16 protein-coding genes and 5 pseudogenes are annotated in these 12,125 nt (G+C 40.6%); 5 read left to right on the top strand and 16 right to left on the bottom strand.

What is annotated here, in order from left to right; translation table 11 throughout:
- Positions 1 to 233: 233 nt before the first annotated feature.
- Positions 234 to 629, top strand: coding sequence for an MAPEG family protein (locus CKY02_RS16480; RefSeq protein WP_112876061.1), 396 nt, complete (start codon positions 234 to 236; stop codon positions 627 to 629).
- Positions 630 to 755: 126 nt separating this feature from the next.
- On the opposite strand, the gene CKY02_RS16475 is transcribed toward CKY02_RS16480, so the two are convergent.
- Positions 756 to 1,037, bottom strand: a complete 282-nt coding sequence (locus tag CKY02_RS16475) for a type II toxin-antitoxin system RelE family toxin (RefSeq protein ID WP_112896135.1) — start codon at positions 1,035 to 1,037, stop codon at positions 756 to 758.
- Positions 1,027 to 1,278 (bottom strand): type II toxin-antitoxin system Phd/YefM family antitoxin, encoded by a 252-nt coding sequence (locus CKY02_RS16470; RefSeq protein ID WP_112896134.1) that lies wholly within the window; start codon positions 1,276 to 1,278, stop codon positions 1,027 to 1,029. Before CKY02_RS16470 ends, CKY02_RS16475 begins: the two co-directional genes overlap by 11 nt.
- A 278-nt stretch (positions 1,279 to 1,556) precedes the next feature.
- Here CKY02_RS16470 and cmoA point away from each other — a divergent pair, with 278 nt between their 5' ends.
- Positions 1,557 to 2,315, top strand: coding sequence for a carboxy-S-adenosyl-L-methionine synthase CmoA (gene cmoA, locus CKY02_RS16465; protein WP_112896163.1), 759 nt, complete (start codon positions 1,557 to 1,559; stop codon positions 2,313 to 2,315).
- On the top strand, positions 2,312 to 3,283 hold the full coding sequence (gene cmoB, locus CKY02_RS16460; RefSeq protein ID WP_112896133.1) for a tRNA 5-methoxyuridine(34)/uridine 5-oxyacetic acid(34) synthase CmoB: 972 nt from the start codon (positions 2,312 to 2,314) through the stop codon (positions 3,281 to 3,283). Before cmoA ends, cmoB begins: the two co-directional genes overlap by 4 nt.
- A 42-nt stretch (positions 3,284 to 3,325) precedes the next feature.
- Here cmoB and cutC read toward each other — a convergent pair whose 3' ends face one another.
- On the bottom strand, positions 3,326 to 4,072 hold the full coding sequence (gene cutC / locus CKY02_RS16455) for a copper homeostasis protein CutC (protein WP_112896132.1): 747 nt from the start codon (positions 4,070 to 4,072) through the stop codon (positions 3,326 to 3,328).
- 137 nt (positions 4,073 to 4,209) lie between these two features.
- Positions 4,210 to 4,359 (bottom strand): annotated as a pseudogene (locus CKY02_RS16450) (VOC family protein); the annotation flags it as partial.
- Between the two features lie 62 nt (positions 4,360 to 4,421).
- On the opposite strand from CKY02_RS16450, the pseudogene CKY02_RS16445 reads away from it, so the two are divergent.
- Positions 4,422 to 4,601: pseudogene (locus tag CKY02_RS16445) on the top strand (toxin); the annotation flags it as partial.
- A 6-nt stretch (positions 4,602 to 4,607) separates the two neighbouring features.
- Positions 4,608 to 4,922 carry a helix-turn-helix domain-containing protein gene (locus CKY02_RS16440; RefSeq protein WP_112896131.1) on the top strand — a complete coding sequence of 105 codons (315 nt, stop codon included), beginning with the start codon at positions 4,608 to 4,610 and terminating at the stop codon, positions 4,920 to 4,922.
- A gap of 15 nt (positions 4,923 to 4,937) precedes the next feature.
- Here CKY02_RS16440 and CKY02_RS16435 read toward each other — a convergent pair whose 3' ends face one another.
- From CKY02_RS16435 to CKY02_RS16390, 12 genes and pseudogenes are all read right to left on the bottom strand, one after another.
- Positions 4,938 to 5,501 (bottom strand): VOC family protein, encoded by a 564-nt coding sequence (locus tag CKY02_RS16435; protein WP_112896130.1) that lies wholly within the window; start codon positions 5,499 to 5,501, stop codon positions 4,938 to 4,940.
- A 171-nt stretch (positions 5,502 to 5,672) separates the two neighbouring features.
- On the bottom strand, positions 5,673 to 5,912 hold the full coding sequence (locus CKY02_RS16430; RefSeq protein WP_193493147.1) for a hypothetical protein: 240 nt from the start codon (positions 5,910 to 5,912) through the stop codon (positions 5,673 to 5,675).
- 242 nt (positions 5,913 to 6,154) lie between these two features.
- Complete coding sequence (locus tag CKY02_RS16425) at positions 6,155 to 6,886, bottom strand: hypothetical protein (protein ID WP_112896129.1); 732 nt, start codon at positions 6,884 to 6,886, stop codon at positions 6,155 to 6,157.
- Positions 6,883 to 7,476, bottom strand: coding sequence for a hypothetical protein (locus tag CKY02_RS26550; RefSeq protein ID WP_338015702.1), 594 nt, complete (start codon positions 7,474 to 7,476; stop codon positions 6,883 to 6,885). The genes CKY02_RS16425 and CKY02_RS26550 overlap by 4 nt, the downstream gene beginning before the upstream one ends.
- 23 nt (positions 7,477 to 7,499) lie before the next feature.
- Positions 7,500 to 8,771, bottom strand: a complete 1,272-nt coding sequence (locus CKY02_RS16420; RefSeq protein WP_338015701.1) for a lipase family protein — start codon at positions 8,769 to 8,771, stop codon at positions 7,500 to 7,502.
- 80 nt (positions 8,772 to 8,851) lie between these two features.
- A complete protein-coding gene (locus tag CKY02_RS16415; protein WP_112896128.1) occupies positions 8,852 to 9,124 on the bottom strand; it encodes a PAAR domain-containing protein in 273 nt (90 codons plus the stop codon).
- A gap of 548 nt (positions 9,125 to 9,672) precedes the next feature.
- Entirely contained in the window at positions 9,673 to 9,840 is a 168-nt protein-coding gene (locus CKY02_RS24795; RefSeq protein ID WP_167405321.1) for a hypothetical protein, read from the bottom strand.
- 46 nt (positions 9,841 to 9,886) lie between these two features.
- Positions 9,887 to 9,970: pseudogene (locus CKY02_RS16410) on the bottom strand (transcriptional regulator); the annotation flags it as partial.
- Between the two features lie 2 nt (positions 9,971 to 9,972).
- Positions 9,973 to 10,098, bottom strand: a pseudogene (locus tag CKY02_RS25820) (type II toxin-antitoxin system RelE/ParE family toxin); the annotation flags it as partial.
- A gap of 564 nt (positions 10,099 to 10,662) precedes the next feature.
- Positions 10,663 to 11,241, bottom strand: coding sequence for a YceI family protein (locus CKY02_RS16400; RefSeq protein WP_112896127.1), 579 nt, complete (start codon positions 11,239 to 11,241; stop codon positions 10,663 to 10,665).
- A gap of 26 nt (positions 11,242 to 11,267) precedes the next feature.
- On the bottom strand, positions 11,268 to 11,822 hold the full coding sequence (locus CKY02_RS16395) for a cytochrome b (RefSeq protein WP_112896162.1): 555 nt from the start codon (positions 11,820 to 11,822) through the stop codon (positions 11,268 to 11,270).
- 187 nt (positions 11,823 to 12,009) lie between these two features.
- A pseudogene (locus tag CKY02_RS16390) lies at positions 12,010 to 12,125 on the bottom strand (IS630 family transposase); the annotation flags it as partial.

Below are 12,125 nucleotides of genomic sequence, written 5' to 3'. Positions count from 1 at the left end.
TTTGGCATCGTTCTTGAACTTGAAAAATGTCATGAAGTGTCAAAAAAGGTCGCCATTATAATGGAAATTCTGCTCAGAGATAAGGGCAGGTAATATTCCGATGCTATACCATTGCTTGATGTCTGATAATCGGGCAATTTATTTTCAATTCCCATCTATTTATAGCGACAGTTTTATTTTTGGGGTTTATCATAACTTAATTGGCCAATTTCGGTTAGGCAATGGAGTTAAAAATGGTTAGCTCGCTTTATGTTGTGTTGGGCGCACTATTATTGATTAAGCTGTCTTTTGATGTGGTTAAGTTAAGAACACAATATCGTGTCTCATATGGAGACGGTGGTTTTTACGAATTACAAACAGCGATCCGCATCCACGGTAATGCTGTGGAATATATTCCTATCTCTATGTTATTGCTGGTCATGATGGAGATGAACGGCTCAAATGTCTGGATGATACATGTCTGTGGTTTGATTCTGCTCACCGGCAGAGTCTTGCATTATTATGGTCTGCACCACCGTGAACTCCGCTGGCGACGTTCAGGCATGGTAGCAACTTATCTCTCAATCGTATTAATGGTGATGACAAATATTTACTACTTGCCTTGGGAACAGATATTTTCTCTCTACTAATCTAATAGTACTAGCGCTGAAATAACAGGCAGCAAACTCTGCTGCCTATTATTCTAACCATAGCTGTTCCCCATGTAAGGAAGACTTTCCAACGTTGACATGCAAAGCGAGCAAGTGTTGGTTTTTTTACCTCTCATTGGCGAGAGTATAAACCGCATCTCCGGCCCGTTTACCAATAGCAATTACCAGCAAGATAATCTTATTGTCATTCACTTCATAAACTAAGCGGTAGCCAGAAGACCGCAATTTAATTTTGTATCGATTCGCTCGCCCACTTAATCTTGCTGACGGCACATGAGGATTTTCTAAGCGTTCAGCCAATTTTTTCTTTAGCTGCTCCTTAATTGGATGACCTAGCTTCTTCCACTCTTTTAAGGCCCGCTTTTCAAATTCCAGACTATAGATCATCTAGGTTCACACTAACAAATTCAGCATCTTCTAAACGTTCATCTGCAATTTTGTTTAGTGCGGCATTCTCTGCTAGCTCCTGATAGTAGGCGAATAATTCAGGAGGCACACAATAAAACGCAGGTTCATTCCGATTCAGGATTGCGACCGCCTCACCTTCCCCCTGCAAATATGTCCCCATTGGGTTACGTTTCAAATCGGTAATACTTGCCGCTAAGTTTGTTAAGATTTGATATGCCATACACCACCTCACTCTTTTACGTAAGCAAACAATAGGTCATTTAAAGGTGCTTTTCAATGCATCTTTACTTTTTTATATAAAACCCAAAGCTCCTCTAATGCTGACTGACTCATGAAATCAAGGATTGATCGCGCCATGATATGATTTTTGTACAACACTTAACTTCCTCAAATATTTCCATTATTCACTACTTTTAAGCACAGAGAAAATTGGTTCAAGGTCAAGCTTTACATCTGTTAGAATGCCACCTTCTATTTTTTCTGATAATTAATGCTGTTATGTCAAATCAAGATCCTTACCATCAAAGGGATAGCCTGTTTGCCACGCCCATTGCCAATCTGGGAGACTGGCGTTTCGATGAACGGGTAGCCGAAGTTTTCCCTGATATGATCCAACGCTCCGTGCCAGGTTATTCAAATATTGTTTCCATGATTGGTATACTGGCCGGTCGTTTCGTGACATCAAACAGTCAAATTTATGACCTGGGTTGTTCTCTGGGCGCATCAACCTTGGCCATGCGCCGCAATATTGCCGCTGAAAACTGCAAAATTATCGCCGTTGATAATTCCCCGGCAATGGTGGAACGCTGTCGTCGCCATATCGATGCTTTCCGGGCACAAACACCGGTTGAAGTCATTGAAGCCGATATTCTTAATATCGATATTCAAAATGCTTCGATGGTCGTACTGAATTTCACCTTACAATTCCTCAACCCGCAAGATCGACAAGGTTTACTTAACCGGATTTATCAGGGATTACGTCCGGGGGGTGTTTTAGTTTTATCAGAGAAATTCAGCTTTGAAGATCAACAGATTGGTGAGTTACTGTTTAATATGCACCACGATTTTAAGCGTGCTAACGGATATAGCGAACTGGAAATCAGCCAGAAACGCAGCATGCTTGAAAATGTCATGTTGACTGATTCTGTAGAAACACACAAATCCCGTCTCCACCAATCCGGTTTTAACCACGTTGAAGTCTGGTTTCAGTGTTTTAACTTTGGTTCACTGCTAGCGATAAAAGGAGCCGATAAATGATCGATTTCGGTAATTTTTATCAACTTATTGCAAAAAATAACCTCCAGCATTGGCTTAATTGCCTTCCTGCTCAACTGCAAGAATGGCAAAAAGCGGCCCTGCACGGTAATTTTAAACCATGGGTAAAAACCCTGGAAAACCTACCCGAAATTTCACCGACCCAATTAGATCTGAAAAATGGCGTGATCGCAGAACGCGATCCGCCCCTATCCGAAGGTGAAAAAATTTGCCTTACTAATATATTGCGAGTATTCACGCCGTGGCGCAAAGGCCCATTCTCTCTTTATAGCGTAAATATTGATACTGAATGGCGTTCAGATTGGAAGTGGGATCGGGTACTGCCCCATATTTCTCCATTAACCGGCCGGACAATTCTTGATGTTGGTTGCGGCAGTGGTTATCACCTGTGGCGGATGGTGGGTGAAGGGGCTGAACTTGCCGTTGGTATCGATCCAACTCAGCTCTTCCTCTGCCAATTTGAAGCTGTCAGAAAGTTACTTGGCAATGATCAACGTGCCCATCTTTTACCTCTGGGCATTGAACAATTACCGGCACTGGCCGCTTTCGATACGGTTTTCTCGATGGGTGTTCTCTATCACCGCCGCTCTCCCCTTGACCATCTCTGGCAGTTGAAAAACCAACTAGTATCTGAGGGTGAGTTAGTACTGGAAAGTCTGGTTGTTGAAGGAGATGAACATACCTGTTTAATCCCCGGTGAACGTTATGCTCAAATGCGCAACGTCTATTTCATCCCTTCGGCAAAAATGTTGAAAATTTGGCTGGAGAAGTGCGGTTTTGTCGATGTAAAAATTGTCGATCAGGCAGTCACAACCACGGAAGAACAACGTCGTACAGATTGGATGAAAACTGAATCGCTATCTGACTTCCTCGATCCTGCGGATAGCAGTAAAACCATTGAGGGTTATCCCGCTCCTCTACGGGCGGTACTCATCGCCCGTAAGCCCTGATTTTGTCAACTGGCCCAAAGTTGGGCCAGTCCATAATAGATTTTACTCAAATAAAGTCAGACTCAGCATCCCTTTCATCACCTCGACCACACCACCATCAACACAATAATGTGAAAACTCATCCACCTCATTGTCCGCGCTCATCGTCACCCCTGCTTTGCGATAGGTCATGGTAGAAGGCATAATCCGACTTGCCGAACTGTGAACTTCCGTTAACCCGATATCGATAAATTTATGAATATTACTCATACGAACACCCGCCCCCGCCATAATAATTGGCCCTTGACTGGCTTGATGCAGCTCTTTCAATAAGGGTAATCCCAATTCGGCATTCTGTTGCTGGCCGGAAGTCAATATTCGTTTAATACCAAGTTGAGTAAGTTGATCCAATGCCACATAAGGATTAAAACACATATCAAATGCACGGTGAAAAGTGACGGCCATATTGCCAGACAATGCCATCAATTGTTGCATACGGGGCAAATCAATATGTCCTTCTTCATCTAATACACCAAAAACGACGCCCATAAATCCCATATCACGGATCTGAGCAACATCATTTTTCATCACCTCAAAATCTGAGTGACTGTAGCAAAAATCACCACTTCTTGGACGTACAATGGGATATACAGGAATAGTTAATTGCTCAATAGCCTGCTTCAATGTACCAAAACTCGGTGTTAATCCCCCTTCCGCCTGACTGGCGCAAAGCTCTATCCGGTCAGCACCCGCCTGTTGTGCGATTAATGCGCAACCCACGCTAAAACAACAAATTTCTAACTTTGTCATCAGAAGTTCCTTGGACACCCAGTTATTAACGAGCAATCAATGAATCTACGCGATTCAGTAGTTCAACTCACTAACTATGACATCTAATTATTGCCGATGATTTGTAGGAAATCACAAGGTCAGAATTTTTATCTGGATCACAAGGACGAAAAAGTTAATTTTGCCGACTGGTGCTCATTTTTAACAATTTCACGCAATGTAAATGGGTGAAACTTGACGGTGATCTCACCATCAGTGACAGCTAAAGTAGGATTAGGCAACCGCTCTTGTTCCCCTTTGGGTTGATTCTATTTAACTATCCCCAACTTGGGTGTATATTATACTCAAGTTGGGGACAGATGGATAAGTGATGGAAGCTGTTTTTATTGAATTACCACCTTTTGAACGTTACCGCCATAACTACCTGAGTGATGAGGAGTTTCGAACCTTCCAAAATATATTGCTGAAAAATCCAACAGCAGGGGACGTAATCCAACATACCGGCGGATTACGTAAAGTACGTTTTACTGATTCCCGAAGGAAAAAGGGAGCATAAATGAACCGTGATCTATTTGCAGAACTCAATGAAGCAATGAAAGCTTGGGAAGAGGCTAATGAAGGCAAACTCACATTGAAAACGCATAAGAGGAGGTTAAAAAATGATATCTCCATCAATCCAGATGAGTTGAAATCCATCCGAAGTAAACTGAATATTTCTCAAGCTGTTTTTGCCCAGTACCTGCATACCGGTGAGACGACATACCAGAATTGGGAACAGGGGCGGGCTAAACCAAATAAACAAGCTGTGTTACTGATTAAAATGGTGGAACGCCACCCGCAGGCACTAGAGTTTCTTGCCAGCCTCACATAACGATATCACTTTAACTTATGTAGCCAGGCATTCACTTTTAACAATTTCACGCAATGTAAATGGGTGAAACTTGACGGTGATCTCGCCATCAGTGACAGCTAAAGTAGGATTAGGCAATCGCTCTTGTTCCCCTTTGGGTTGATTCTCTTTGACAAAAAAACCTGTTGGCAAAGGTTGCGGTAATAATGCTTTTGCTGCTGTTGATAAAATCTCAGGCGCCACCGGCAGCACTAGTTCCACATGTTCCCATCCCTGATGCAAGTAAGTTTTCTTACCAGGATAGGGCAATTCAACACAATCGATTTGCCAATTAAGCACTGCAATTGGGTGTTCTAAATCAAACAAGCAGATTGGACGTCCATTAATGATACTTTCTGACATCAAACTGCCACATTGCAAAAAACCTTTACGCCAGCGCTCGGCTACAGAGATATCGTGGCAACGTAAGGAGACATGATCTGCTTGATATTGCTCAACATTCAAATTAAGCCGCTGTTTGAACCGTACCAATTTTTGCTCAAATATTGCCAGATCAGCCACTAAATCCTGTAATTCAACAATAGAAGAAAAATGTGTCATATTATCCCAGTTAAGATGCTATAAATTGGCGCTAAACAGCCCAAGAGCTTTAAAGGCTTGCCGCCGCTTCAAGCCTCAAATGATACTCTCGATTTGTAACAAAATGAAATTTGATGGCACCAACACAACCACTCTTTCAATAACCTCCATAAATTCGCAAGATGTTAGACACTATCCAGCGGTCGTATATTGTTCATCAAGCGTCTGCAAATAGTCTGCACTGATCAGGTTACTAATATCATCTCCGCTTTCTAAACGCGCTTTTAGCCAATTAATAATCTGTTCCGCTAACCGTCCCTCTGGCTCATTCAGTTTTTCAGCTAATTCACCGTGGTTTTCCCACATATCACTACTGATCACAAATACTTTCCCTTTCAGGGCGTAATCGGAATGATGCCAGGCATGCAGCAAATGACTACCCAGAACAAAGGGTTGTTCACTCCCACCGGGACCACAATTTTCAGGACGGGAATACCACCGGGGGTTAACCGGATAAAATGACCGCCGACTTTCTGTAGAGAAAATTCAGCTACCGCAAAAGTTTTCTCCGGCAAATCGGTAATATGACAGAGAAAGTGTAATCCATCGTTCGTATGGACTCCTTATTTCTGATGTTGGTGTTTAAGTAAATTAGTAATATGGCCTTGGTGACGTTATTTTATTTTCCAGTAGTCTATCGTTTGGCGATGGAGGTCAATTCTTCCATTAGGATATTCAACCCATTCACCTTTCCCATTAGTCACAGTGACCTTAGCCATTTTGGTTTCATCCAGCTTAGGTTTAAAAATAATTTTCCATTTAGCTCCTGGAGTTAACATGAGTCGAAAAGGACGCATTTTTAATACTTCACCTTGTAAGGATACGCTTTTTGGAAATCCTTCAACTATTTCTAAAACAGGGTAAATAACCGGGCTAAAATCAATCGTATTCGATGCGGGCATTTCACTAATATTCGTCTGGACTGCATCATTGATAAATGCGATTAAACCTGTTCCCCCATAAGGCACCGCATCTTTTACCAGATGATGAACATCAGTATAACTGATTGATACAAAGGCCCGGTTAATTTTCCATTTACATCGGCCTCCGCCATTGAAAGGTAGTTTCGCCTGAAAGTAACCGGTTTGTGGATCGGCCTTTACTTTCAGGCGAAGCCCATTATAGGTAGGCACCTTATAAGGTGACATATCAGCATGCATCTGATATTCAAGGCAATCTTTTGAGATATATTCTGCGGACACATGAGGTTCGGTATATTTTGGTGCTACCCCTTCCACGGTGATCCATTGATTCTCTTTGGGCGGAGAAAGCGGCTCATTAGGATCAGCACAACCTGATATTAAAATTACGGATAAGACAGATAAGTATTGTTTAATATTTATCATGGTAACTGTTCCTCAATTCCTACAGCGTTATCTATATAGCGTGTTAAGGCTAACGGTCCTTGTTTATCCTGCTGAGTGCAAATCAATGCTTGCTTTAAGTGATGGTCCATCTGTAAAAATAATGTATCGCGCTGCCGAATATCTGCAACAATATCGGGCTTCTCATTCAGTGTTTTTTCAAATAACTGTTCTTGATCTCGGAAAAAATGGTATTTACTCGGTGCAACCAGTTCTGCTAGTCGTGCACCAATGTAACGGGCGTATTTTAATGAACTGTGATCAGGGAAACCTAAGGCATCTTTTAAAGTTGGGTTTTCGTTCAGCGGAAACCATTTGGCCTTATCAGAATCGCTTATCTGTTTAAAAAATCCTTTCTGAATCTCACCTGCATCCTTTAGATTATTTTCGGTTTCACGGTTTAGCGACGGAATTAAATACAGTTTTGTTTTAGTGGGTAAGGTAGTTCTGAGTCGTATATAGTTGCTTGGATTACGCTCTTCCTGCCATTCAATAACCAGATTGATTTTACAAAAGTGTACTATTTTTCCATGATGCAGGAAGACTTCACCACTTTTGGTAAAATCCAGCAATTCAACAGGGCTGAATAGATAGCCTAGAGGTCCCCAACAATCATATAGCCAGTTATCCAGATTTTTTTCGGTGGTAAAGAAGGAATAGGATCATCTTCATTCACATGGCGATAATGGATGATATCAGTTAGTTCCCGTACTGCACTGATTGTTAATACCCGTGGCATTCCATAGCTGTAAAAACATGGATTATGTTCTTTTAGTTGTGCACAGTGCAATAATGCTAGTGCGCCTCCTAAACTATGACCACAGATAAATAGTCTTTTATTTTTAACCAACTTAGTAATATCGGTGAATACTTCTTGATCCGTATCACTGGGAACTCTTAACTTGCTAACCAAATTAAATGCCTCCCAAAACCCTTTATGTACTTTGCCGCTATAAATAAACCCGCTGCATAGGGCTTTTTCATTGCAATCTAACCTCAAAGGCTGATATGTAGCATCTGTCAGAACATCCTCTGTACTGGCTGTACCCCGCCAACTGACAATCACATCATTTTTACTGGTGACATAAAACAACTGGGTATTACCCTGCTTATTATCTCCTGTTTTCGAATTAATAAATTCTATCCGAGTATAACGTTCACTAAACGGCATATCGTAAACTACAGGCGTTGCCGACAATTCCTCCACTTTATAGGGCAATTTTGAAACATCTACCATTTGCCGATTAAAAAAGTGTTTAACAGAGCCTGCTACATTAACATCTTCATCTGCGTAAGCCAGCACACTCATCAAACACTGGTTATAAGCATTCATAATGGAATACTCCTTCTGATGATGTAGCAGCAAAACCCAGGCCCGGAAAGGACATACTTCCAGAACATACCGTTGATTCACCGGATGAACCTGATAGCCTTTTGGCTCCGGGTCCGGGAAATGATAGGGAGGTGGAATTTTGTTGGGATCATTCCAATCATCTAGTGCTGGCAATCCATCACTAATCTGCCCGATAGTCACATAGCGATATTGATAGCCTTCAGCTTCCGCTTTTGGCTTCACCACAGAAGCCTCTTCACCGCGTATTTCCCGCAACGGACGCTGCTCCATCTCATCGGCCAGCGGTTGGGCACCGATATACAAAGTTACCGGATGGGACGGCATATCTTCTTCCCTTAGTAATCCATTGCCATCGGTAACCCCTTTACGTCCCAGCAGCGGATTTCCACGGATTTTCAATCGATAAGGCATATTGACCAAGGGTTTCCCCTGTTCATCCACCAACTGAAATTCTATCCAGTTTTTCAGCATGTTTTTACAGTCAAGACAATCGAGTGGGCTTAATTTGCTCATTGATACTATTTCCTTACAATTAACGTTACAGATAGGCACGCAGCCCAAACATCATGTGTTGAAAATCCCAACACGCTCTCCTACATGATTTTTATCTGGAAAAGTGTTTGCGAAGCGATCAAGATAGCCCCACAAGAGGTTTTCATGCCTTCCAGTGCGAGCCTTTGTTGATTGGTCCCGACTGCGGACGAAGTTCCTTCTGCAATGGATTGATGCCCGCCACACTTTGGACAGGACACCGGATCGTTAATCCGCGCCACACCTTTGCCCAAAACCTGAAAACGCTCATCACCGGCTAACACCGAACCACCGTGAGAGGTTTTGTCACCTTGTCGTATGATATTTTTCAACATAAATATCCTGCCAGAAAATGGAAATGATTGATTTCTTCACCCAAAATAAGGTAATAAAAATCCTATTACCATCGACAAAAAGCACCGCTTATGCCGTGAATAATAGTGAGTTGAATGACAGGAAGGCAGAAATGTATTCCCATCAATGAGTCCCTTTGAATAAAGGGAACAGAAGTTGAAATTTCCTTCATACTGCCTAGGTGACGGAGTTTAAGTTATAATTATTAAACCATCACAAAATAGCAAGAAAAAATTTCCATTTTTTTCATTTACAAAAAGTAGATTTTGTAAGAAAGTGTTACAAATTCAATAAAAGATTAAGTTATTGTAAATTTCATGAAGGATAAAATTATAAAAATAGCCTACTCCCCAAGAATAGCAATCCACGATATATAAAACAGTCTGACCTCCACTTATTTTCCACTTAAGGTTATGACATCAAACATTCAATATGTTAATTTTTAATTAAAACATATCGTTAACACTGATTACCTAGCCACCAATAATACCATCTATTTAATCTTTCAATTAATCGTTTGATTAATGATTCAGTCTGAATTAAGTACCTGATATATTAACTGTCTTATATACCCGTTATCTTTCAAGTTGCCTCTTTGTTGGTTGCACTCGCTCACCCCGGTCACATCGTTACCTATGCTCCCGGGGATTCTCTCCCTTGCCGTCGCGATCCATCTTGAAATCCATAGGGTATACAACTCATTTTATCCCGGTGTTAACCGATTTCCTATTAGGGTTAGTTTCACGAGATGGCGCACGTTCACCGTTAATGATCTCATTCATCTGTGTCATGCTTTCAGTCAACCTAGCAAACAATTTACTATCCATCTTTACCACCTCCCATTTAAGTCTCTCAAGATTTTCTTTTCTGATTCACTCAGATCGTCCTGTATACCTTTTTTATAAATCAACAGCAATCTGATGTGTGAAACGTCCACTTTGTAGTAATAAATAACTGCTCCATGCAAGAAACACTATCTACCAATAATTTACTGTAACCATTTTACGCAATTTCCACACGGAATAGGAATTAATGGCAATTCTGGTTTTCTAAAATAATTAGATTAGGGAATTAAAAAGAAGAGTCTTATTTTTTTATTCTAGTGATTCATTAAAATTATTTAAAATCAAAAATAACCATAAATTTATTATTACAACATAAAATTAATATTCTATAAAAAACATAGAAAGCAAAAATTACAATATTAAAATTAACTATCGATATAAAGATCATTATAATTGATACAGATCACAAACTTTAATTTTTTCATTGAAACCCAATTGGTCAGGAAGTGCCACAGCCCCCATCAATAGCCACGCTCGTCGCTAAGATTGCCAACAAAAAGTTTAAAACTGGTCTACCCAAAAACCACATACAATCAACCAATTGCATAAATCTGTATATAATAACAGCATCATCTATGACATCAACTGAAAAGAAGGTTTTGCCTATCCATAAAACAGGCCACGCAATGCGCAGCCCTTAATAAATTGCACTAACGAGCTAAGTCATCAGCGTATTACTTTTCCCGAACACCTTCGATAGAAATCAATAAATCCGCTTCCTGTGATTTAGGTCCCAAATCTGCTTTGAAATTAAAATCTTTCAGTTTGATTTTACCAGAAGCTTCAAAACCTGCGCGGTAGCCACCCCACGGGTCTTTACCTTCACCCATCAGCTCTGCATTCAGTACCACCGGCTTTGTCACACCGTTTAAAGTCAGATCACCCGTAACAACATATTTCTCCCCCTCTTTTTTCACTTCAGTTGACGTGAATTTTGCTTCAGGGTATTTCTCTGTATTAAAGTAATCTTTACTACGCAGGTGTTTATCACGTTCGGCGTGGTTAGTGTCCAAACTGGCTATTTTGATCGTCACATTAACTTTATTTTCAGCCGGATTTTGCTCATCAAATGTGAAAGAGCCATCAAAATCTTTAAATGTCCCATATAGCCAGCTATACCCCAAATGCTGAATGCGAAATCCAATAAAGGCGTGCTGGCCGGGTATATCAATTTTATAATTGGCAGCTAATGCAGAACTTGCATTTAGTAACAATGCACCCGCAGTCAGGCCAAGTAACGTCTTCTTCAACATATTCTTCTCCATAATCGTCTTTTATATTATTCAGGACGGAAACCCAGTATCCGCTTTAAGGTTGCATCACGGTCAATAAAATGGTGTTTTAATGCTGCAACAGCATGTAATAACGATAAAATTACCACTGCCCAAGCAAGGTAAAGATGAATCATTCCGGCAGTATCCGCCTGTTCGCCCTGACCGATTAATGTGGCCGGAACAATAAACCAGTCAAAAACAGAAATCGGCTGCCCATCAGCGGTCGAAATTAAATAACCACTAATCAAAATGCCAAACAGTAAGATATACAACAAAATATGCATTAAAACAGCACTGACTCTAATCAGACGACTATAACTGGCTAATGGCTTGGGTGGTGGAGAAACAAAACGCCAGATAACACGCACAGCCATCATGATAAACAGCAACATCCCGATGCTTTTATGAATTTCAGGTGCTTTGTGATACCACGTATCGTAATACCCTAATGTCACCATCCACAGTCCTAGCGCAAACATGCCATATACGACCAATGCAACCAGCCAATGTAAAAGGACAGATAAGTGACCAAACTGGTTGGAAGTATTCTTCCAAAGCATAACAGTTCCTTTTTTAGGTAAATGTAGACTAGCCATTTTTTGAACTAATTCAATTATGAATGATATTAATCTCTTTTTTATTAAAAATCCCAACAAATAATTTGCAAAAGATTTTCAATTTTAATCAATGAAAATCATTTAAGGTAAAAAAATATTAAATAACAATAAGATAGAAATAAATAAGATTTCATAATTGTGCTACACCCATTTTTTGTCTTCCTGGCTTTTGCTGTGATGAAAACGATGCCAAAAAGGCATCAACATAATTCAGTAACTGCCACATAAATTGACAACAATGATTTC

Source organism: Photorhabdus bodei (assembly GCF_003287735.1).
Lineage (GTDB): Bacteria > Pseudomonadota > Gammaproteobacteria > Enterobacterales > Enterobacteriaceae > Photorhabdus > Photorhabdus kayaii.
The sequence above is the reverse complement of the archived record's forward strand: the minus strand, read 5'-3'. Positions and strand labels throughout refer to the sequence as shown.